We start from the raw sequence: 21036 nt of genomic DNA, 5'->3' as shown, positions 1-21036 counted from the left end.
GCAGGCTCAGGAGCCGGAGCCGTGTGCCGACTCGGCAGCCTGGACGACTTCTGCCGCAGGTGCGACCGACCCGGCCTCGTGGTCGACGACGTCGACCGTCGCCTTGATGGCACGCCATGCCGTCTCGGCGACCTGCTGCTCGGCCTCCTTCTTGGAGTGGCCGACGCCCTCGCCATAGACCTGACCCCCCACCCGCACATGCGCGGTGAAGGTCTTGTCGTGGTCCGGGCCCTCCTCGGACAGGCGGTACTCGGGGACACCGAGACCATGGTCGGAGGAGAGCTCTTGAAGGCTGGTCTTCCAGTCGAGGCCTGCGCCGAGCTCGGCGGCGCGCGCCATCACAGGGTCGAAAAGGCGGTGCACCACGTCACCGGCGCCCTCGAACCCCTCCTGGAGGTAGACGGCCCCGATGAGCGCCTCGACCGTGTCGGAGAGGATCGAGGACTTGTTGCGACCCCCGGTCGCCTCCTCGCCGCGGCCGAGGCGCAGGTAGGCGCCAAGGCCAAGCGTGCGGGCGACGTCGGCAAGGGCGCGCGCGTTGACGACCGCAGCCCGAAGCTTGGCGAGGCGGCCCTCTGGAAGGTCCGGGTGCGCGTTGTAGAGCGTGTCGGTGACGACCAGCCCCAGCACGGCATCCCCGAGGAACTCGAGCCGCTCGTTGTTGGGGATGCCGCCGTTCTCGTACGCGTACGAGCGGTGGGTCAGCGCCTGGGTCAGCAACCCCGGCTCGAGGCCGGGGACGCCGAGCTGCGTGAGCAGCTCGGCGTTCGAGGCTGCGTCATCGACGACGTCGGGCACGGGCCGCCTACTCAGAGGACCTGACGCAGCTCGCCACGGGTGCCGTACTGGCCGCACTCCGGGCAAGCGCGATGCGGCAGGTGCTTGGCGCGGCACGCGGGGTTGGCGCAGATCACGAGCTGCGGCGCGGAAGCCTTCCACTGCGAACGGCGGTGGCGGGTGTTGCTGCGCGACATCTTGCGCTTCGGGACTGCCACTTCTACTTCTCCTCGTCTGGGCCGGGCCCGGGCCCGGTCGCTTCCGAACCGCCCGTGGGACGGTCGTTGCCTTCGTACATCTGGCTGAGCGCCGACCACCGTGGATCGACGGCTTCGCCGTGTGTGTGCTCTGGGTCGTCCGCGAGCCGCGCCCCGCACTCGGGGCACAGTCCCGGGCAGTCCGGAACACACAACGGGTTATGCGGAAGTGCGAGCACCACCGCGTCCCGCAGGACGGGCTCGAGGTCGAGCAGGTCTCTCTCGAGCCGGGAGAGGTCGTCGTCCTCGTCGCCTTCGTAGACGTACAGCTCCTGAAGGTCGACGGTCATCTCACCGTCGGTCTCCCTGAGGCAGCGTACGCACTCACCTGACGTGTGCACCGAGGCGGTCCCCGTGACGAGGATTCCTTCCATGACCGACTCGAGCCGAAGCTCGAGATCGATGTCACTTCCCTCGGGCACACCGAGCATGTCGACACCCATCCTCGCTGGTGCCTTCTCGGAGAGCGTCAGCTCACGCTGTGTTCCGGGTCGGCGCGCGATCTCGTGAGTGTCGAGAACGAACGGCGCCCGGGAGTCGAGCGTGGTCACACGTACTCCTTAGAGGCATAGCGAGGTGTGGCCCAGTTGCAGGCCACGGACCAGGATAGCGAACGTACCCACTCGGACGCGAACCGCGCCCGCCCCTAGTCCGCCAACTTCTCCTTGAGCGCCGCCAGCACGACCGGGGGCACGTGCCCGGAGACGTCCCCTCCGTGCCGTGCGACCTCCTTGACGAGGCTCGAGGCCAGGTAAGAATAGGCAGGGCTCGTCGGCATGAAGAGCGTGTCGACGTGCGCCAGGGTCGAGTTCATCTGGGCCATCTGGAGCTCGTAGTCGAAGTCCGAGACCGCCCGCAGCCCCTTCACGATCGCCGACACGTCGTGCGCCGTGCAGAAGTCCACCAGCAGGCCGGAGAACGTCAGCACGCGCACGTTGGGCAGGTCGCCGAGGACCGCCTCGAGCAGCGCGACCCGCTCCTCCGTGTTGAACATCACGCGCTTGGAGTCGTTGACGCCCACGGCGACGACGACCTCGTCGAACAGCCGCGATGTGCGGGAGATGATGTCGACGTGCCCGAGGGTCACGGGGTCGAACGAACCCGGACAGGCAGCCCTAGTCATGCGGCCGACCGTACCAAAGCGTCGTCTCGCCGTAACGGCGGTCCTGGAACGGCTCGACGGCCTCCGGCCACGCGAACGCACCGTCGCGGGTGGAGCGCTCCACGACGAGCAGGCCGTCGCGTGCCAGCCACTCGGGCGTGGCCAAGGCCGTGAGCACCGCGCTGACCTCGTCGTTGGGGACGTCGTACGGGGGGTCGAGCACGATCAGGTCGTACGGCTCCCTCGCAGGCGTACGGAGGAACGACCGCACCTTCTCCGCCACGACGTCCACCGAGGCGTCGACGCCGAGCTCACGGACGTTGCGCCGGATCACGTTCGCCGTGCGCCGGTCGGCCTCCACGAGCGTTGCGTGGGCGGCGCCGCGCGAGACGGCCTCAAGACCGAGCGCGCCTGAGCCTGCGTAAAGGTCGAGCACCCGCACGCCGTCGAGCCCACCGAGCCGGGTCTCGAGCGCCGAGAACATCGCCTCGCGCACCCGTTCGGAGGTCGGCCTGGTCGTAGAGCCGGGAGGTGTCGCCAGCCGTCGGCCGCCGAGCTTGCCCGCGATGATCCGTGTCACGTCTTCTCCAGGTAGTCGGCCTGCGTGCTGTCCTCGAGCTCACGCACCGCGTCGGCGAGTGCGGGGTGGGCGGCGAGCGTCGGGTCTGTCGCGACCACCGCGGCCGCGTCGTCGCGCGCCTCGACGATGACGTCCTCGTCACGGACGACCGACAGCAGCCGGAGGCTGGAGCGTACGCCGGACTGGCGGACGCCGAGCACGTCGCCCTCACGGCGCATCTCGATGTCGAGCCGCGACAGCGCGAAGCCGTCACCGGTCGCGGCGACCGCGTCGAGCCGCTCGCGGGCCACGCTCCCCGCCGGCGCCGCGGTGACCAGCAGGCACAGGCCCGCATGAGCGCCTCGGCCGACCCGTCCGCGCAGCTGGTGGAGCTGGGAGACCCCGAAGCGGTCGGCGTCCATGATGACCATCGCCGTCGCGTTGGGGACGTCGACGCCCACCTCGATCACCGTCGTCGCGACCAGCACGTCGATCTCGCCCGCGGCGAACGCCCGCATCACCGCGTCTTTCTCCTCCGACGGCAGCCGCCCGTGCAGCAGCCCGACCCGCGTCCCGGAGAGCGGCCCGTCGCGCAGCAGGTCGTGCAGCGCGACGACGGAGGTCAGGGGACGCGCCTCGGCATCGTCGTCGGCCGGCGGCGCCTCGCCCCCCTCCTCCCCCGCGTCGTCGTCACCGATCCGCGGGCACACGACGTACGCCTGCCGGCCCTGTGCGACCTCCTCACGGATCCGCTCCCACGTGCGGTCCAGCCAGGCGGGCTTCTCGGCGGCCGGGACGACCGTCGACTGGATCGGCTGGCGACCCCGGGGCAGCTCGCGCAACGTCGACGTGTCGAGGTCGCCGAAGACCGTCATGGCGACGGTCCGCGGGATAGGCGTCGCGGTCATCACCAGCAGGTGCGGCGCAGCGTCGGCCTTGGCCGTCAGCGCCGCACGCTGCTCGACGCCGAAGCGGTGCTGCTCGTCGACGACCACCAGTCCGAGCTCGGCGAACCCGACACGGTCCTCGAGCAACGCGTGGGTGCCGACGAGGATGCCGGCCTCGCCTGTCTGCGCGTCGAGGAGCGCCTCCTGGCGTGCCTTCTTGCCCATCGACCCGGTGAGGAGGCGCACCCGCGTGGCCGCGTCCGCGCCGCCGAGCATCCCTGCCTCGGCCATCGGCCCGAGCATCGCGACCATCGACCGGTAGTGCTGCTGCGCGAGCACCTCGGTCGGTGCCAGCAGCACCGCCTGCCCGCCGTTGTCGACGACCTGGAGCATCGCGAGCAGCGCGACGACGGTCTTGCCCGAGCCGACCTCTCCCTGGAGCAGACGCTGCATCGGCTGGTCACGGGCGAGATCGGCCTCGATCTGCGCCACGACCTCCTGCTGGCCCAGCGTCAGCGAGAACGGGAGCTGGGCCTCGAATCGGTCGCGAAGACCGTCCGGCACGTACGGGCGCCGCGTGGCCGCCGCCTCAGCCAGAGCGTGCCGGCGTACGGCCAGCGTCGTCTGGAGGACGAACGCCTCCTCGTAGCGCAGCCTCTCGCGTGCGGCCTCGTGGTCGCGGCTCTCGCGCGGGCGGTGGACGTCGCGGTAGGCGGTCATCAGGTCGACGAGGCCCCGCTCGCGGCGTACGGCGTCCGGCAGCGGGTCCGCGAGGTCGTCGAGCGTGTCGAGGACGAGCCCGACGGACCGCTCGACCGTCCACGACGACACTGCCTGCGTCGCGGGGTAGATCGGAAGGATCTGGCTCGCGTACTCCTCAGCCTGGTCGCGTGCCTCGTCCTCGGACTCCGCCTGCCGCACCTCGGGGTGGAGCAGCTGCTTGCGGCCACGGAACGCGTTGACCTTGCCGGCGAACATCCCGAGCGTCCCCGGGCTCAGACGCTTGGCGATCCACGGCTGACGGAAGAACGTGAGCACCAGCTCACCCGTCCCGTCGGTGACGACGACCTCCGTACGCACGTTCGTGCCGCCAGGTCGGCCGCCGCCCTTCGGACGGAACGGATATTCCTTGACGTGATCGACCCGGGCCAGCACGGTGACGTGCTCGTCGAGGCGCAGCTCGGAGAGGTCGGTGAGCGTGCCCCGCTCGGCGTAGCGGCGCGGGTAGTGACGCAGCAGGTCGCCGACCGTCACGATCCCGAAGCTGCGGTCGAACGCCTTCGCCGTCTTGTCCCCGACGACGTTCGCGAGCTTCGTCTGCGGGGTCACCGCCACGCTGGGCCTCCTGCCGTCGCCACCACTACTCGACCGCCAGCAGCAGCGGGTAGCGGGCCTGACCTCCGGTGTACGAGACGAGCTCGACGTCGGGTCGCCGCGCCCGCAGCCAGCGCTCGAGGCTCGGCACCACGTCGTCGTCCAACCCGTCGCCGGTGACGAGCGTGACCAGCTCGGCACTGCCCGTCATCAGACGGTCGAGCACCAGCCGGGCGACCTCGGCCTGCTCGTGGCCGACCATCGAGAACTCGGCGTCGACCACGCCCAGGACGTCACCGACGAGGCACGGGCCCGCCATCGTCATGCCGGACTCGGTCGCCACCGTGATCGCCCCGTGCTGGGTGCCGCGCGCGGCACTGGTCATCGCGACGACGTCGTCGTCGAACGGGTGCGTGGGGTCGTGGACCGCGACCGCGGCCAGCCCCTGCACCTGCGTCCACGACGGGATGACGGTCGCGTGGACGCCCGCCTCGCGCGCCTGGGCGGCGGCGGCATCGCAGACCACCCGGAAGTCACGGCTGTTGGGCAGGACGACCACGTCGTCGGCCCCGCAGTCGAGGATCGTGTCGAGGACGGCGCTCACCGCCAGCGGTGCGCCCACCGACGTGGCGACGACGACCGCGCCAGCCTCGCTGAACAGCGACGCCAGGCCCGGCCCGGCCGCGATCGCCACGACGGCCCGTGTCCCGTCGGTACTGACAAGGGCCGGCGTCATCTCGGCGAAGTGGGTGACGGAGATGCGGTACGGGCGCCCCGCGTCGATCCCGGCCTCGATCGCCGCGCCCACGTCGTCGACGTGGACGTGGACGTTCCAGAGGCGATCCCCGCCGACCACGACGAGCGAGTCGCCAAGGTCGTCGAGGCGCTGGCGCAGCGCCGGGATCGCGGTGTCGTCAGCATCGAGGAGGTACATCACCTCGTACGACGGCCCGTCGGCGTGGAGGTCGTGAGCACCGTCGTCGGCGAGACCGCGTGGCACGACGACCGGTTCGGGGGCGGGTACGAAGCGGCCGGTCACCAGGCGCTCGGTCGTGTCGAGCACCACGACGAGGGCGCGACCACCCGCGTCGACGACACCGGCCCTCGCCAGGCGGTCGAGCTGCTCCGGCGTGCGCTGCAGCGCCTCGCGCGCCGCCGCTGCCGTCGCGCTGACGAGCTGGGCGAGATCGGCACCGTCCGCGACCGCCTCCTGCGCTGCCTCGGCGGCACGGCACGCGACGGTCAGGATCGTGCCTTCGACCGGGTGACCGACGGCGGCGTACGCGGCGGCGGCGGCCGCGCTCATCGCGTCGGCGACCCGCGCGACGTCCACCGCGCTCCCCTCGGCCTCGGCGACCAGCGGCAGCGACGCGCGCAGGAGCTGCGCCATGATCACGCCGGAGTTGCCGCGCGCTCCGAGCAGCACGGCGTCGACGTACTCCTTGACGACGGTCGCGAGCAGCTCGCCCTCGGTGGGCGCGCTGATCGCCTGCAGCGCCGACTCGAACGTCACGTACACGTTGGTGCCGGTGTCACCGTCGGGGACGGGGAAGACGTTGAGCGCGTCGATCTCCGCACGGGCGGAGCCGAGTGCTTCGGTGCACGCCAGCGCCCACCTGGCGAAGGACTCCGAGGAGACGCGGGTCGTCATGGTTTGAGAGACTATCCCCGGGCACCCTCGTACCGGGAGCGACGACGCCGATTGGCTTCGCCCTTGGACGATCGGTTAGCCTTGTCCTTTGGTAATCCCCCTCAATCTCAACCGGGAGTGTTCGCTGTGGCTGCAGTCTGCGACGTGTGCGGCAAGAAGCCGGGTTTCGGCAACAACAAGCCGTGGTCGCGCAAGCGCACGCGCCGTCGTTTCGACCCCAACATCCAGCGGGTCCGCGCGGTCGTCGGTGCGACTCCGAAGCGTATGAACGTGTGCACCTCGTGCCTCAAGGCCGGCAAGGTCAGCCGCTGACCGAATCGCCGGCTGGTCGTCGCTGACGCAGCGACGACCCCGCGGTTCCTCGCACAACGAGGCGGGCAGCACCCCTGCGGTGCGCCCGCCTCTTTGGCGTCCCCACGCCCCTCGCCCTCGTCTCGTAGCGCAGGTACCAGACCAGCATCAGCACGGACACCGCCCCGTAGAACGAGTGCAGCACCCACACCGGGCCCGCCGGAAGGCTGAACACGTAGAACGAGTGGACGGCGTTGCCGACGTTGCTCAACCCGAGGTTGCCCAGGCTGTAGGAGCTCAGGTCCTTGGTCCTCCCCGCCTTCACGACCATCGGCAGCGTGCTGAGGGCGAAGATGGCGGTGGACAGGGCTCCCGCGACGACGGGCGGGTCGAACGACATCTGCTCGGCCTTCCGGTTGCGGCGCCGTCAGTCCGGCGCGATGTTCTGGTTGAGCCGGAAGAGGTTGTACGGGTCGTAGCGCCGTTTGACCTCGACAAGCCGGTCGTAGTTCCCGCGGTACGCGGCCCGGACACGCTCGTGACCCTCGTCCATCATCATGTTCACGTACGCGCCACCGGCCGAGGTCGGATGGAGATCCTCCCAGTAGTCCCGTGCCCAGGCGGTGACCATGGCCAGGTTGGCGGGGTCGGGATCGATGCCCGCGATGACTCCGTTCCACCCGCCCCGTCGGTACGCGAACGCGGTCGCATCCTCCGGCACGCGGGCTGCGGCACCGCTGATCGGATACAGGTGCATCGTCGACAGCGGCGTCGGGATGCGCTCGCCGTACCGACGGTGCGTGGCGATCGCGGCGTCAGGGATCTCCTCGAAGAAGTCGGCCTTCCAGTACCACTGCAGACCGGAGGGCAGGAGACCGTCGAACGCGGACTGGAGGACGGAGTACGGCATCGGTTGGATTCCGGTCAGCAGCGGCGACCCGAACTCACGGACCGGTGCCAGCACCTCGTCTGCCCGCTCGCGCGGCCCTGAGTAGCACCACACGATCGCGCAGACCTTGCGAGCCCACATCTCCTCGGGGAAGGGTGCTGCGGACGGAACCTCCATGACAGCGATCCACCCGTTGAGCTCGTCCGGCAGGCCGGGCATCAGGTCGCGGTACCACCGGAAGACCTCCTCGGTGTCGGCGAGGTCGTAGATCACGGGGCCTCCGACGATCTCTCCTGCCTCCCCCACCGGGTGGCAGGCGAACGTGAACGACGTGACCACGCCGAAGTTGCCGCCTCCCCCACGAAGGGCCCAGAACAGATCCGGATGGCTCGTCGCACTCGCCGTGACGAACGTGCCGTCGGCCAGCACCACGTCTGCGGAGACGAGGTTGTCGACCGTGAGCCCGAAGTGCCGGGTCAGGTAGCCCGTACCGCCACCGAGCGTCAGTCCGGCCACACCGGTCGTCGAGACGAAGCCCGACGGTGTCGCCATCCCGAACGCGCCGGTCGCGTGGTCCACGTCGCCCCAGGTGCAGCCGGCGTCGACCTGCACCGTGCCTGCCTCGGGGTCGACGTGGGTGGAACGCTGGCCCCTGAAGTCGATCACGAGGGCGCCGTCGCCGACACTGAAGCCGGCGCCGTGGTGGCCACCACCCCGTACGGCGAGGGGGATCTGATGTCGGCGGGCGAAGTCGACGCAGGTGATCACGTCGGCGACGTCGGCGACCCGTACGACGGCAGCGGGGTGCCGGTCGATGGCGCCGTTGAAGACCTTGCGAGCCTCGTCGTAGCCCGGATCGTCGGGACCGACCAGCGGTCCTCGTACGACCTGACGGAGCTCCTCGACGACGGCGTCTGCGGTGGTTTCGACTGTGGACATGGCGCTCTCCTTCTGTGTGGCCGCGATGGTGGGACAATGTGGTTTCGACGCTAGGGAGCAGCGCAGCCGCGCGGGAATGCCCAGGACCCCAGGGGTCTTGTCCGTCCGTCCGCGTGGACGCGCGATCGTCGCCGTCCGTCCAGAGTTGCTGCCCGAGCGTCCAGGAGGTGGGTGCGATGGACGTGCTGTCCGACGTCCTGCTCGCGGTACGCCTGACTGGCGCGGTCTACTTCGACATCGATGCCCGCTCCCCCTTCGTCGCCCAGAGCCCTCCGACCGACGTGATCGCCGCCAAGGTCGCCGGTGACGCCGAGCACCTGATCGCGTTCCACGTGCTCACCTCCGGCTCCTGCTGGGTCGAGGCAGTCGACGAGCCCGAGCCCGCGGAGCTGATGCGGGCCGGCGAGATGGTCATCTTCTCCACAGGCGAGGCGAACATCCTCTCGTCCGAGCCGGGGATGCGAGGCCAGGCCGACCTCTCCCGCTACTACCGACCGGTGAGCGAGGCGCTCCCCTTCGTCATCGACATCAACGGTGACGCCCACGCCGACAAGTGCCGGATCGTGTGCGGCTACCTCGCGTGCGACAGGGGCCCGTTCAACCCGTTGCTCGAGTCGTTGCCGAGGATGGTCCATGCCCCCGTCTCCGGCCGCAGCTGGGGATGGATGACCAGTCTGCTCGACGCGGCGCTCGTGGCGAGCGACGAGCGCGACGCCGGGCAGGAGGCGATGCTGGCCAAGCTCTCCGAGCTGATGTTCCTCGAGGCGCTCCGCACCCACATCGAGGGACTGCCTCCGGAGACGCGCAGCTGGGTGGCCGGCCTGCGCGATCGTGATGTCGGCGCGGCGCTGCGCCTCATGCACGGTCGGTTCGCGGAGCCCTGGACGCTCGACCTGCTGGCCCGTGAGGTCGGCATCTCACGCTCGTCCCTAGCCGAACGATTCACCTCGTACGTCGGGGTCCCGCCGATGACCTATCTCGCACGCTGGCGCCTCCAGCTCGCTGCCCGCCTCCTCCAGGGCGGTTCGCTCAGCGTCTCGCAGGCCGCGGCCACGGTCGGATACCAGTCGGAGTCGGCGTTCAACCGGGCGTTCAAGCGCCACGTCGGGGCGGCGCCGGGTACGTGGCGGCGCAAGGACCCCGCACCGTAGCGCCCGCGACGCGTCCGGACGGACGGGCAAGACCTTCGGTCTTCCAGGCGTTCCCCGCGGTGCCGGCGCCACGTAACGTCGAGAACACCTCCTCCACCACGGGGGGATTCACGCGGGAGGCAATCATGGCCGCGATCGAGACAGGTCGGCAGGTGCTCGTCGCCGGTGGCGGAATCGCCGGCTTCGGTATGGCACGCGCGCTGACCGCCCATGGGCTGACCTGCACGGTGGCCGAGTCCAGCCCGGCCCCGGCCCCGGCGGGGCTCGCGATGAACCTGCCGGCGAACGCGGCCCGGGCGCTGGACGCCCTCGGTCTCGACGGAGCGGTCGTGAGGGCCGGGCGTCCCATTCGACGCCGGGAGTACCGCAGCCAGCGCGGTCGCCTGCTGTTCGCCGTCGACGAGGAGGCGTTCTGGGGCGACGTCGGGACATCGGTCTGCATCCGACGCGAGTCGCTCCTGGGACTGCTCAGGGACGGCCTGGACGAGCGACAGGTGAGGTGGGGAACACGGGTGGCGGCTGTCGTTCCCGACGGCGACGTCGTCACGATCCGTACGGAGGGCGAGGCCGCCGACGAGGAGACGTACGACTATGTCGTCGGCGCCGACGGGATCCACTCGAACGTGCGTCGAGCCGTGACCGGCGACGCTCTCCTCGAGCCTGCAACGATGGGCGCGGCCGGTTGGAGGTTCCTAGCCCCGAACCCAGCGCTGACGTGCTGGACAGCGTGGACCGGCAAGCACGGCACGATCCTGCTGATTCCATTGAGCGACGACCTCGTGTACGGCTTCGCCTCGACGACGCACGGGGGCCCGGCGGCCGCTGACCCAGAGTGGCTCACGACCACCTTCGCGTCGTTCCCAGAACCCGTGGCGGTCACCGTCGCCCACGCGGCGACTTCGGTCGACCAGCTCTACCACTCCCGCGTGGACGAGGTCCGCGCCGATCGGTGGAGCAGCGGCCACGTCACGGTGATCGGGGATGCTGCCCACGCCATGGCGCCCGTCTGGGCACAGGGCGCGGCGCTCGCGCTGGAGGACGGACTCGTGCTCGCGGAGCTGCTCGCCACCACGCGCGACTGGTCACAGGTGGGCACCGCCTTCGAGCAACGCAGGCGCTCTCGGGTCGCTCATGTGAGGGCCGCGACGGAAAGACTCGCCCACGTCGCGCAGCTCCCGTTGTGGGTCCGCGACGTGGTCGCTCCGACGATCGGACCGCGCACCTACCGTGCCGCGTACGAACTGCTCCGTGACCACCTCCCGTGAACCCGCGCGATCGGCGGCGAGGAGTCAGCGGTAGTGCTCGTGCCCGGTCGGCCCCGCCCACGCTGCCCCGTCGACGGTGACGCCGTCGCCCTCGACGACCCGACCGATGACCGTCCACCCCTGCGGCGCCCCACGCTCGGCAGGAAAGGTCGCCGCGAGCGTGTGGTCGTCGCCACCGGTCAGCAGGAAAGTCAGCGGCTCGGCGTTCGTCGCGGCCGCCACGTCGGCGATCGGCTCGGGGATGGCGAAAGCCCCGGCGTCGAGGTCGATCCCGACGCCGCTCTCCTCGGCGACGTGCCCGAGGTCCGCCAGCAGCCCGTCACTCACGTCGATCATCGCCGTCGCCCCCTCGCGGGCACCGCGTGGACCCTCCTCGTACGGGGGCTCGGGGCGGCGATAGGCCTCGACGAGGACGCGCGGCGAGCGGAAGCCCCGCCCGAGCACGTGCAGCCCGGCGCCCGCCCAGCCGAGCCGCCCCGCGACGGCCACCACGTCTCCGACCCGCGCCCCCGAGCGCAGCACCGGCTCCTGGTCGCACTCGCCCACGACGGTGATCGAGACGACGACACCGTCGGCAGCGGTGACGTCGCCTCCGACGACCTCGGCCCCGACCAGGGCGGCCTCGTCCACGATGCCGCGCGTGAGGTCCTCAGCCCACTGCGCGGGGAGGTCCGCCGGTGCGGCGAAGCCGACGGTCAGTGCCGTTGCGACCCCGCCCATCGCCATCACGTCGGAGAGGTTCGCGGCGGCGGCACGACGACCGATGTCGTACGCCTCGGCCCAGTCGCGGCGGAAGTGTCGTCCTTCCACGAGGACGTCCGTGGAGATCAGCACGCGCCCCGACGGGACGGCGACGTACGCGCAGTCGTCACCGGGCCCCACGACGACCCGCTCGGAGTGCTCGTGGGGAGCGACACGACCGATCAGCCCGAACTCGCCGACGTCGCCAACGGTGAGGTCACGGTCGTCGCGTCCGGGGGTGCTCGGTGCTGTGGTCATGCCTCCATCCTGCGCCATCGGGACCGTACGGCCGGAGCGCCCCGGCGGCGTGCCGGATCCCTTCCCGTCACGGAGTCGTCATGATCCTGTAGCGTGACCAGGCGGTGACCGTTCGACGAGCACGGAGGATCCACACCATGGTGGTTCAGGCCTACATCCTGGTCCAGACCGAGGTCGGCAAGGCCGCCGAGGTCGCGAGGGCGATCGCCGAGGTCAAGGGCGTCACCCTCGCAGAGGACGTGACCGGTCCGTACGACGTGATCGTGCGCGCCGAGGCCAAGCACGTGGATGAGCTCGGCGAGATGGTCGTCGCGCAGATCCAGCGCATCGACGGCATCACCCGGACGCTGACGTGTCCCGTCGTCCACCTCTGAGCCTTCTCCCCCGTACGGCCTGCCTCCTCGGCATCGCCCTCCTCGCGACGGGCTGCGCCGACACGGTCGCGGTCGACCCTCCCGACCCCACCCCAGAGGACGTCGCCTCGCTGTGCGCGGACCTGCTGGACGGTGCTCCCGGATCGGTCGCGGGGCAGGAGGCAGTGCGCGTCGCACCGGCCGGATCCGGCCGCGCCTGGGGCAGCCCGGCCATCGTGATGCGCTGCGGGGTCGACAAGCCTGCCGGCCTCGAGTCCACCTCGCGGTGCGACGTCGTCGACGACGTCGGCTGGTTCACCCAGGAGGACGCCGACGTCTATGTCTTCACGACGATCGGACGCCGCGCCTACATCGAGGTGACGGTACCGCGCGAGCACGAGCCGCCCTCGGACGCGCTGAGCGATCTCGCGGCGCTCGTCGCCGAGCACGACCCGGTCGTCACGCCCTGCGTATGACGACCGGTCAGCGCAGGCCGGTCGAACGCGCCAGCGCGTGCGCGAGGAGCCGCTCGACGAGCTCGGCGTACTCGACCCCGGCCGCCTGCCATACCTGAGGGAACATCGAGAACGGGGTGAAACCCGGCATGGTGTTGACCTCGTTGATGTAGAGCACGTCGTCGACGAAGAAGAAGTCGACGCGCGCGAGCCCCTCGCAGCCCAGGGCGCCGAACGCCCGGGCGGCCTTCGCGCACACCCGTTCGGTGTCGGCGCCGTCGAGGCGCGCGGGGATGAGGTTCTTGGAGGTCCCGTCGACGTACTTGGCGTCGAAGTCATAGAACGCGTGTCCGGCACCGTGGTCGACCGCGATCTCGCCCGGAGGGCTCACGCTCACGGAGCCGTCAGGGTTCTGGAGGACGCCGCACTCGATCTCGCGTGCCTCGACCGCCGACTCGACGATGACCTTCGGGTCGTGCTCCTGCGCGACCGCGATCGCCTCGGCGAGGGCGTGCTCGTCGGCGACGAGCGTGCCGCCCATGCTCGACCCGGCACGGGCCGGCTTCACGAAGACCGGGTAGTGGAGCGAGGCCACCGACTCGCGGACCGCCGCCGGATCGTCCGCCCACTCGTCAGGGTGCACGACCGTGTAGGGAAGCTGCGGCAGGCCGGCGGCCGCGAAGACGACCTTGGCGACGGCCTTGTCCATCGCGACCGCGCTGGCCAGGACGCCGGAGCCGACGTAGCGCAGCCCCGCCATCTCGAACAGGCCCTGGATCGTCCCGTCCTCTCCCCACGGCCCGTGCAGCAGGGGGAAGGCGACGTCGATATCGGCGACCACACGGGTGCCCCCGTCGGTCGTCGCGGCGAGCAGTCGCGACCCGGCAAGGGAGACCGGCGTGCCGGACTCGTCGACGACGGGCAGTGTGCCTGCTGCTGCGGAAACTCCGTGCTCCTGGAGCAGCCAGCGCCCGTCACGGGTGATGCCGACCGCGACGACGTCGTAGCGCTCGCGGTCGACCACCGCGAGGACCTCACGCGTCGTCATGCAGGACACCTCGTGCTCGCTCGAGCGTCCCCCGAAGACGAGCAGGACGCACGGGCGTCCGTCGTGGGAGGCGGTGCCGGAATGTGCGGGGTCGTACAGCCTGGGATCACTCATCGGGGCGACCCTATCGTGAGGGGCGAGAATGGTCGGCATGGCTCGCACCGACCGCCCGCACTCCCCTCGATCCGCGCTCTCCCCCGAGACTCTTGCCGTCGCCGCCGGACGTCCGCCGCGCACTCCGGACGCGCCCCTGAACGTGCCGCTCACCCCCGCTAGCACATACGTGGCCGGAGGCGCGCTGGAGTACGGACGGTTCGGCAATCCCACCTGGCAGGCGTTCGAAGATGCCGTCGGGGCGCTCGAGGGCGGACGTGCCGTGATGTACGCCTCGGGGCTCGCAGCGGCTGCTGCGACGTTCTCGCTCGTTCCCGACGGAGGCGCCGTGGTGGTGCCACGCCACGCCTACAACGGGACGCTCGGGCTCCTGCGGGACGGAGAGCGCAGAGGACGCCTCACGGTCCGCGAGGTCGACGTCACACATCCGGACGCCCTGGTCGACGCCGCGGAGGGCGCGGCGATGGTGTGGATCGAGTCACCGACGAACCCCGCACTCGAGGTCGTCGACATCGCCGAGACTGCCGCCGCTGCACGAACCCGCGGCGCCCTCGTGGTCGTGGACAACACGTTCGCGACGCCGCTGGTCCAGCAGCCGCTCGCCCTCGGGGCAGACGTCGTCGTCCACTCTGCGACGAAGCTTCTCGCGGGTCACAGCGACGCCCTCGCCGGCGTGGCGGTGGTCGCCGACGACGCGACCTACGACCTTCTCGAGGCCTATCGGCGGCTGCACGGCGCGACGCCCGGCACCCTGGAGGCCTACCTCGCCACGCGTGGCCTCCGGACGCTGGCGGTCCGCTTCGAACGCGCTCAGGACAACGCCCGGCGCCTCGTGGCCCGTCTCGAGGCCCACGAGGCTGTCGCGACGGTCGGCTATCCGGGATTCGGCACGGTCCTGACGTTCGAGCCGGTGGGAGGAGCGGTCGCCGCACACCGTGTCACCACGGCGAGCGAACTCGTGGTCTGCGCGACCTCGCTCGGCGGCGTGGAGACGACCTGGGAACGACGCAGGCGTTGGGCCGGCGAGCCGGAGACGATCCCGGACGCCCTGATCCGAGTCTCGGTGGGCATCGAGGGGTTCGCCGACCTTTGGGCCGACGTCGCGCAGGCGCTCGACCCCTCGTCAGCGGACCTCGGGCTTCGGCGTACGTGAGACCAGGGTGGCGACGAGCTCCTTCGGGCTCGTCTCGCCCCGGATGAGAGCCGCCACCTGCTCCACGATCGGCATGTCCACTCCGTGGAGGCTCGCGAGCTCGGAGACCGAGTCGCTGGACTTGACGCCCTCGGCGACCTGCCGGGTCGACGCGACGATCTCGTCGATGCTCATGCCACGTCCGAGCTTCTCGCCGAAGGTGCGGTTGCGCGACAGCGGAGAGCTGCACGTCGCGACCAGGTCTCCCATCCCGGCCAGGCCCATCATCGTCATCGGATCAGCCCCCATCGCCATCCCGAGGCGCGCGGTCTCGGCCAGACCTCGGGTGATGACCGAGGCCTTGGCGTTGTCGCCGTACCCGAGGCCGTCAGCCACCCCGACGGCCAGCGCGATGACGTTCTTGGTCGTGCCGGCCAGCTCGCAGCCCACGACGTCGGTGTTGGTGTACGGGCGGAAGGACGGCGTGTGGCACCACGCCTGGAGCCGCTTGGCGACGGCGTCGTCGACGCACGCCACGACCGCTGCGGCGGGCTCGCGCTGAGCGATCTCACGCGCGAGGTTGGGGCCCGTGACAACGGCGATCCGCTCCGGGCCCGCGCCGGTCAGCTCGGCGATGACCTCGCTCATGCGCAGGTGGGTGCCGAGCTCCACGCCCTTCATCAGGCTCACGATGACGGCGTCCGGCGGAATGTGACGGGCCCACTCCTGGAGGTTGGTCCGCAGCTGCTGGGACGGGACCGCGAGGACGACGATCTCTGCACCCGACAGCACGACGGCGGGGTCGTGGCTGGCCTTGATCGTCTCGGGCAGAAGGATCCCGGGAAGGTAGTCCGGATTCTCACGGGTCTGGTTGATCGCCTCACAGACCTCGGTCCGGCGGCCCCACAGGTGCACGTCATTGCCGGCGTCGGCCAGGACCAACGAGAACGCGGTCCCCCAGGATCCGGCTCCGAGCACTGCGGTCTTCGGCATTGATCAATTCTCCTTCTGGGATGCCGACTGGCGGCGGGGTCGTGGACGCTGCCGCACACGGGGGTCGTCCAGAGACATCCGTCCGTCCGGGGCGGAGATGCCTCTGATCTTGGCCAGCTCCTCGGTCACCGCATCCATGATGCGTTCGGTGGCCGTGGCGAGGATAGCGGCACTGACCACTTGACCGCGAAGCTCGGCCAGATCGACCGGGGGCCCTGCGGCGACGACCATCGTCTTCCGGGGCAGCACATGGGGCACCTTGTCGTACGGCTCAAGAAACATGTTGGGCCCCCATTGGGCAATCGGGATCACTGGGCAGCCAGTCTCCAGCGACACGCGCGCGGCCCCACTCTTGCCTGACATCGGCCACTCGTCCGGGTCGCGGGTGATCGTGCCCTCGGGATAGAAGATGACGCCTTCTCCGTCGAGCACGGCCTGCTTGGCTGCGGCGAAGGCGTCGGCGGCGTGCGCCGTACCGCGGTAGACGGGGATCTGGCCGGTCGTCCGAAGGAGCCTGCCGGCGACCGGCAGGTCGAGGATCGCCGCCTTCGCGAGGTAGCGCGGCGGCACCCCGTTGTCGTACAAGAAGTGGGCGAGCATCACCGGGTCCGAGTGAGAGACGTGGTTGGCGGCCACGACGAACCCCTCGTCGACCGGGAGATGCTCGGCGCCGCGCCAGTCACGTTTCACCATCACCGTCACCGGACCGCGCAGCGTCGCCACGATCGCCCTCAGGACCAGCCCGGGATCACGCCGGGACCGGGCAGGGACAGGACTCTCCATCCGAGTGAGCCTAGTTCATCACGACCCGGCGCCAAGGGGTGTAGAGCCGCGATGGGGCAAGATCGACCTGTGAGTCGAAGGTGGTCGGTGGTCGTCCCCGTGAAGGACGCGTCGGTGGGCAAGTCGCGGCTCTCCGCGTACGCAGCCGCGCGCCCGACGCTCGCGCGGGCACTGGCGCTCGACACCCTCGACGCTGTCGCTGGTTGTCCCGTCGTCGCGCGCGTCATCGTGGTGACGTCCGACGAGACGTTGGCCGCCGCGTCCTCGACCAGTGCGTACGAGGTGGTTCCGGACCCGGGAGGGGGCCTGGGCGCCGCGATCATCGCGGGCCTGGCGAAGGCGGGCGGGGGCGGTGCTCCGGTCGCGGTCCTCACGGCCGACCTCCCCGCACTGACGTCTGACGAGCTCGCGGCCGCTCTGCGCCTCGCCGAGGCCTATCCCCTTTCCGTGGTCGCCGATGCGGACGGCACAGGCACCACCCTGCTCGCTGCCACCGACGTGCACCGGCTAGAGCCTCGTTTCGGCGCCGGCTCGTTGGCCGCCCACCTCGCTCAGGGCGCGACGCCGCTCCCGGCCGGCCGGGGGCTGCAGCGGGACACCGATCTTCCCGAGCACCTCGCCGCGCTCGGCACCGCGCTCGGGCCCCGGACGACCGCGGTCCTCGCGAGAGTCACGGTACGGTGACCTCCATGCAGGGCACGATTGCCACCTTCGACGCCGAGCGGGGCGGCACCCTCGTGCTCGACGACGGCGTGACGCTGTCGTACGACAGCGACGTGGTCGCCTCGTCGCCGGTCCGGCACCTTCGCCCAGGGCAGCGTGTCATCGTCGAGACGAGTGCGGGACGAGACCGCGTCACCGCCCTGCGCATCCACTGACCGCGGACGCGCGGATGCGGCCCCGGTCACGCCCGAGGCCGCATCCGTCGTCGAGGTCACACGCCGGCGGTGACGCGAGCAGGTGACTTGCGTGCGGTCTTCTTGGCGGCGGACTTCTTCGCCGCGGTCTTCCTTGCAGGGGACCTCTTGGCTGCGGACTTCTTCGCCGCAGTCTTCTTGGCTGCGGACTTCTTCGCCGCAGTCTTCTTCGCCGCAGTCTTCTTTGCGGCCGTCCTCTTCGCCGCAGTCTTCTTGGCGACGGACTTCTTCGCCGTGCTCTTCTTGGCCGCAGTCTTCTTGGCGGTTGCCTTCTTCGCCGTCGTCTTCTTGGCTGCGGTCTTCTTGGCGGTCGCCTTCTTCGCGGCGGTCGTCTTCTTGGCTGCGGACTTCTTGGCAGTCGCCTTCTTCGCGGCCGCCTTCTTGACAGTCGCCCTCTTGGCCGTCGCCTTCTTTGCGGCCGCCGTCTTCTTCGCCGCGGACTTCTTGGCAGTCGCCTTCTTAGCGGTTGCCTTCTTCGCGGGCGCCCTCTTGGCTGCCGTCCTCACACCTGCCACCACGTTCTTCAGCTCCCCTCCGGGTATGAACTTCGGGATGGTCCGATCCGCGATCACGTGGATCTCCCCCGTCCGCGGGTTCCGGACCTCTCGGCCGGTGCGGATCGATTGTTGAAACGCTCCGAACCCGCTGATCACGACACGGTCACCGCTCGCCAGGCGGGCGGTGAGAGTCACGATCACAGCGTCGAGCGCGCGACGAGCCTGCGCACGGTTTCCTTCGAAGGAAGCCGCGAGCACCTCGACGAACTCGCTCTTGTTCACCGGTTCCTCTCCGTGAACGATTCGGCACTTCGCGTTTGACGGTAGGCAATCGCCTTGTCCGACTCAATCACCGTAGAGGCATTTGTCCGAACGTGTTGCCTCCACGTGTCGCCACACGCAGCGCGCCCTCACTGCCGTTCCGACTGCTGTCGTCCGGACGCGCAAAAAACCCGATTCTCGGAAACCACCGTGGTTACGTGGTTTCCGAGAATCGGGTCAGAGCGGACGGCCTACCCTTTCGACGTCATCGAGAGGGTGACCTGCTCGTCACAACGTTGCTGGCTTGAACGACGGTCGTGTCGCCTCGTACGCGCTGATTGCGTCCGCGTGCGACAGCGTGAGGCCGATGTCGTCGAGTCCTTCGAGCAGCCGCCAGCGCGTGTAGTCGTCGATGTCGAACGAGTCCTCGATGCGGTCGGAGCCCTCGCCGGCGACGAGGGTGCGCGCCTCGAGGTCGACGGTGATCGTCGCTCCGGGCTGCGCCTCGAGGAGCTCCCACAGGGCGGCCACGGTCTTCTCGTCGACCTGGGCCGCGAGGAGTCCCGCCTTGCCCGAGTTGCCTCGGAAGATGTCGCCGAAGCGCGGCGAGACCACGACCGCGAAGCCGTAGTTCTGGAGTGCCCAGACTGCGTGCTCGCGCGACGAGCCGGTGCCGAAGTCGGGGCCGGCCACGAGCACCGACGCGTCCGCGTACGCCGGCTGATTGAGGACGAACGCGGGGTCCTTGCGCCAGCCGGAGAACAAGCCGTCCTCGAAGCCGGTGCGAGTGACGCGCTTGAGGTACTCGGCGGGGATGATCTGGTCGGTATCGACGTTGCTGCGTCGTAGCGGGGCTCCGACGCCGGTGTGCGTGCTGAACTTCTCCATGGGCGTTCTCCGTGCGGGTCGGTCAGGCGTTGACGAGGTCGGCAGGTGAGGCGAGGTGTCCGAGGACCGCGGTCGCAGCGGCGACCTCGGGCGAGACCAGGTGGGTACGGCCGCCCTTGCCCTGACGCCCCTCGAAGTTGCGGTTCGACGTCGACGCGCTGCGCTCACCCGGCGCAAGCTGGTCGGGGTTCATGCCGAGACACATCGAGCAGCCGGCGCCGCGCCACTCGGCGCCCGCCTCCTTGAAGATGACGTCGAGGCCCTCCTCCTCGGCCTGCAGACGCACGCGCACCGAGCCGGGAACCACGAGAAACCGCGTCGAGTCGGCCACCTTGTGACCCTCGATGATGGCCGCGGCGACCCGCAGGTCCTCCATGCGCCCGTTGGTGCACGAGCCGACGAAGACCGTGTCGACGGCGATGTCGCGCATCGGCGTACCGGCGGTCAGGCCCATGTACTCCAGCGCGCGCGCGGCGGCCACGCGCTCGCTCGGGTCGTCGAAGTCGTCCGGCGACGGGACGTCGGCCGACAGTGGGACGCCCTGACCGGGGTTGGTGCCCCAGGTGACGAACGGGGTCACCCGGGAGGCGTCGAGGGTGACGACCTTGTCGAACTCGGCGTCGTCGTCGGTGACGAGCGTGCGCCAGTGCGCGACGGCGGCGTCCCAGTCGGCCCCCTTCGGCGCGTGCGCACGCCCCTCGAGGAACGCGAAGGTCGTCTCGTCGGGCGCGATCATGCCCGCCTTGGCGCCCCACTCGATCGACATGTTGCAGATCGTCATCCGCGCCTCCATCGACAGCGCACGGATGGCCTCCCCGCGGTACTCGACGATGTAGCCCTGCCCACCACCGGTGGACTCCTGGGCGATCAGCGCGAGGACGAGGTCCTTGGCGGACGCCCCCTCGGCCAGCTGGCCGACGACCTCGACGGCCATGGTCTTGGGGTGCGCCTGCGGCAGCGTCTGGGTCGCGAGGACGTGCTCGACCTCACTGGTGCCGATCCCGAAGGCGATCGCGCCGAACGCGCCGTGCGTCGCGGTGTGCGAGTCGCCGCACACGACGGTCATGCCCGGCTGGGTCAGACCGAGCTGCGGGCCGACGACGTGCACGATGCCCTGCTCGATGTCGCCCATCGGGTGGAGGCGAACGCCGAACTCCTCGCAGTTGCGGCGCAGCGTCTCGACCTGCGTCCGGGAGATCGGGTCGGCGATCGGCTTGTCGAGGTCGGTCGTCGGGATGTTGTGGTCCTCGGTGGCCAGCGTGAGGTCAGGCCGCCTCACCGTACGGTCGGCCAGGCGCAGGCCGTCGAAGGCCTGGGGGCTCGTCACCTCGTGAATGAGGTGAAGGTCGATGAAGAGGAGGTCGGGCTCCCCCTCGGCACGTCGTACGACGTGCTCGTCCCACACCTTCTGCGCAAGGGTCTTGCCCATTGCTCTCTCCTTCTTCCACGTGGTGCGCCGTCCAGATGTTCGTACGAGTCCGGCGTGAGCTCGCTCGCCCATGCTTGCATTTCAC

At 70.3% G+C, this 21036-nt stretch carries 24 protein-coding genes; 8 read left to right on the top strand and 16 right to left on the bottom strand.

All coding sequences use genetic code 11. The features are described 5' to 3' along the window. Positions 1 to 6: 6 nt before the first annotated feature. The 7 genes from rnc to HCT63_RS17795 form a co-directional block, all read right to left on the bottom strand. Complete coding sequence (gene rnc, locus HCT63_RS17825; RefSeq protein ID WP_243843101.1) at positions 7 to 798, bottom strand: ribonuclease III; 792 nt, start codon at positions 796 to 798, stop codon at positions 7 to 9. An 11-nt stretch (positions 799 to 809) separates the two neighbouring features. Then, positions 810 to 995 (bottom strand): 50S ribosomal protein L32, encoded by a 186-nt coding sequence (gene rpmF / locus HCT63_RS17820; protein ID WP_167008016.1) that lies wholly within the window; start codon positions 993 to 995, stop codon positions 810 to 812. A 2-nt stretch (positions 996 to 997) separates the two neighbouring features. Beyond that, positions 998 to 1585: a YceD family protein gene (locus tag HCT63_RS17815; protein WP_167008013.1), complete on the bottom strand. Its 588-nt coding sequence runs from the start codon at positions 1583 to 1585 to the stop codon at positions 998 to 1000. Positions 1586 to 1680: 95 nt separating this feature from the next. Continuing rightward, positions 1681 to 2157, bottom strand: a complete 477-nt coding sequence (gene coaD / locus HCT63_RS17810) for a pantetheine-phosphate adenylyltransferase (protein WP_167008010.1) — start codon at positions 2155 to 2157, stop codon at positions 1681 to 1683. Then, positions 2150 to 2716, bottom strand: a complete 567-nt coding sequence (gene rsmD, locus HCT63_RS17805) for a 16S rRNA (guanine(966)-N(2))-methyltransferase RsmD (protein WP_167008007.1) — start codon at positions 2714 to 2716, stop codon at positions 2150 to 2152. Before rsmD ends, coaD begins: the two co-directional genes overlap by 8 nt. Next, the gene (gene recG / locus HCT63_RS17800; RefSeq protein WP_208322503.1) at positions 2713 to 4917 is read right to left on the bottom strand and encodes an ATP-dependent DNA helicase RecG; all 2205 of its coding nucleotides are present in this window, start codon (positions 4915 to 4917) and stop codon (positions 2713 to 2715) included. The genes rsmD and recG overlap by 4 nt, the downstream gene beginning before the upstream one ends. A 25-nt stretch (positions 4918 to 4942) precedes the next feature. Then, positions 4943 to 6547 carry a DAK2 domain-containing protein gene (locus tag HCT63_RS17795; protein WP_167008004.1) on the bottom strand — a complete coding sequence of 535 codons (1605 nt, stop codon included), beginning with the start codon at positions 6545 to 6547 and terminating at the stop codon, positions 4943 to 4945. Positions 6548 to 6673: 126 nt separating this feature from the next. On the opposite strand from HCT63_RS17795, the gene rpmB reads away from it, so the two are divergent. After that, entirely contained in the window at positions 6674 to 6859 is a 186-nt protein-coding gene (gene rpmB / locus HCT63_RS17790) for a 50S ribosomal protein L28 (protein WP_139087903.1), read from the top strand. On the opposite strand, the gene HCT63_RS17785 is transcribed toward rpmB, so the two are convergent. Continuing rightward, positions 6849 to 7238 (bottom strand): hypothetical protein, encoded by a 390-nt coding sequence (locus HCT63_RS17785; protein ID WP_208322502.1) that lies wholly within the window; start codon positions 7236 to 7238, stop codon positions 6849 to 6851. The two genes, rpmB and HCT63_RS17785, sit on opposite strands and share 11 nt — an antisense overlap. Positions 7239 to 7265: 27 nt before the next feature. Then, positions 7266 to 8666, bottom strand: a complete 1401-nt coding sequence (locus tag HCT63_RS17780) for an FAD-binding oxidoreductase (protein WP_167008001.1) — start codon at positions 8664 to 8666, stop codon at positions 7266 to 7268. Between the two features lie 176 nt (positions 8667 to 8842). Between HCT63_RS17780 and HCT63_RS17775 the strand changes: the two genes are divergently transcribed. Both HCT63_RS17775 and HCT63_RS17770 read left to right on the top strand, forming a co-directional pair. Next, a complete protein-coding gene (locus HCT63_RS17775) occupies positions 8843 to 9817 on the top strand; it encodes an AraC family transcriptional regulator (RefSeq protein ID WP_167007998.1) in 975 nt (324 codons plus the stop codon). Between the two features lie 125 nt (positions 9818 to 9942). Beyond that, positions 9943 to 11082, top strand: coding sequence for an FAD-dependent monooxygenase (locus HCT63_RS17770; RefSeq protein ID WP_167007995.1), 1140 nt, complete (start codon positions 9943 to 9945; stop codon positions 11080 to 11082). Positions 11083 to 11106: 24 nt separating this feature from the next. On the opposite strand, the gene HCT63_RS17765 is transcribed toward HCT63_RS17770, so the two are convergent. After that, entirely contained in the window at positions 11107 to 12081 is a 975-nt protein-coding gene (locus tag HCT63_RS17765) for a thiamine-phosphate kinase (protein ID WP_167007993.1), read from the bottom strand. 140 nt (positions 12082 to 12221) lie between these two features. Here HCT63_RS17765 and HCT63_RS17760 point away from each other — a divergent pair, with 140 nt between their 5' ends. Both HCT63_RS17760 and HCT63_RS17755 read left to right on the top strand, forming a co-directional pair. After that, a complete protein-coding gene (locus HCT63_RS17760; RefSeq protein WP_208322538.1) occupies positions 12222 to 12455 on the top strand; it encodes an Lrp/AsnC ligand binding domain-containing protein in 234 nt (77 codons plus the stop codon). After that, positions 12434 to 12910, top strand: a complete 477-nt coding sequence (locus tag HCT63_RS17755) for a DUF3515 domain-containing protein (RefSeq protein WP_243843100.1) — start codon at positions 12434 to 12436, stop codon at positions 12908 to 12910. Before HCT63_RS17760 ends, HCT63_RS17755 begins: the two co-directional genes overlap by 22 nt. A gap of 7 nt (positions 12911 to 12917) precedes the next feature. Here HCT63_RS17755 and HCT63_RS17750 read toward each other — a convergent pair whose 3' ends face one another. Then, positions 12918 to 14051 carry a D-alanine--D-alanine ligase family protein gene (locus tag HCT63_RS17750; RefSeq protein WP_167007987.1) on the bottom strand — a complete coding sequence of 378 codons (1134 nt, stop codon included), beginning with the start codon at positions 14049 to 14051 and terminating at the stop codon, positions 12918 to 12920. Between the two features lie 37 nt (positions 14052 to 14088). Between HCT63_RS17750 and HCT63_RS17745 the strand changes: the two genes are divergently transcribed. Continuing rightward, positions 14089 to 15204: a PLP-dependent transferase gene (locus tag HCT63_RS17745; protein WP_167007984.1), complete on the top strand. Its 1116-nt coding sequence runs from the start codon at positions 14089 to 14091 to the stop codon at positions 15202 to 15204. On the opposite strand, the gene HCT63_RS17740 is transcribed toward HCT63_RS17745, so the two are convergent. Together HCT63_RS17740 and HCT63_RS17735 are read right to left on the bottom strand one after the other, a co-directional pair. Then, positions 15175 to 16176 (bottom strand): NAD(P)H-dependent glycerol-3-phosphate dehydrogenase, encoded by a 1002-nt coding sequence (locus HCT63_RS17740; RefSeq protein WP_167007981.1) that lies wholly within the window; start codon positions 16174 to 16176, stop codon positions 15175 to 15177. The two genes, HCT63_RS17745 and HCT63_RS17740, sit on opposite strands and share 30 nt — an antisense overlap. 3 nt (positions 16177 to 16179) lie before the next feature. Further along, complete coding sequence (locus HCT63_RS17735; RefSeq protein ID WP_167007978.1) at positions 16180 to 16959, bottom strand: lysophospholipid acyltransferase family protein; 780 nt, start codon at positions 16957 to 16959, stop codon at positions 16180 to 16182. Positions 16960 to 17028: 69 nt separating this feature from the next. Here HCT63_RS17735 and cofC point away from each other — a divergent pair, with 69 nt between their 5' ends. After that, positions 17029 to 17643: a 2-phospho-L-lactate guanylyltransferase gene (gene cofC / locus HCT63_RS17730; RefSeq protein ID WP_167007976.1), complete on the top strand. Its 615-nt coding sequence runs from the start codon at positions 17029 to 17031 to the stop codon at positions 17641 to 17643. 5 nt (positions 17644 to 17648) lie between these two features. Beyond that, positions 17649 to 17837, top strand: coding sequence for a hypothetical protein (locus tag HCT63_RS17725; RefSeq protein WP_167007973.1), 189 nt, complete (start codon positions 17649 to 17651; stop codon positions 17835 to 17837). Between the two features lie 56 nt (positions 17838 to 17893). Here the strand turns inward: HCT63_RS17725 and HCT63_RS17720 are convergent, their stop codons facing one another. The 3 genes from HCT63_RS17720 to leuC all read right to left on the bottom strand — a co-directional run bounded on the left by HCT63_RS17720 (position 17894) and on the right by leuC (position 20951). After that, positions 17894 to 18655, bottom strand: a complete 762-nt coding sequence (locus tag HCT63_RS17720; protein WP_167007970.1) for an HU family DNA-binding protein — start codon at positions 18653 to 18655, stop codon at positions 17894 to 17896. Between the two features lie 267 nt (positions 18656 to 18922). Next, on the bottom strand, positions 18923 to 19522 hold the full coding sequence (leuD, locus tag HCT63_RS17715) for a 3-isopropylmalate dehydratase small subunit (RefSeq protein ID WP_167007968.1): 600 nt from the start codon (positions 19520 to 19522) through the stop codon (positions 18923 to 18925). A gap of 22 nt (positions 19523 to 19544) precedes the next feature. After that, positions 19545 to 20951, bottom strand: coding sequence for a 3-isopropylmalate dehydratase large subunit (leuC, locus tag HCT63_RS17710; protein ID WP_167007965.1), 1407 nt, complete (start codon positions 20949 to 20951; stop codon positions 19545 to 19547). Between the last annotated feature and the right edge of the window lie 85 nt (positions 20952 to 21036).

The organism is Mumia sp. ZJ430, from assembly GCF_011751845.1.
Classification (GTDB): Bacteria; Actinomycetota; Actinomycetes; order Propionibacteriales; family Nocardioidaceae; genus Mumia.
The sequence above is the reverse complement of the archived record's forward strand: the minus strand, read 5'-3'. Positions and strand labels throughout refer to the sequence as shown.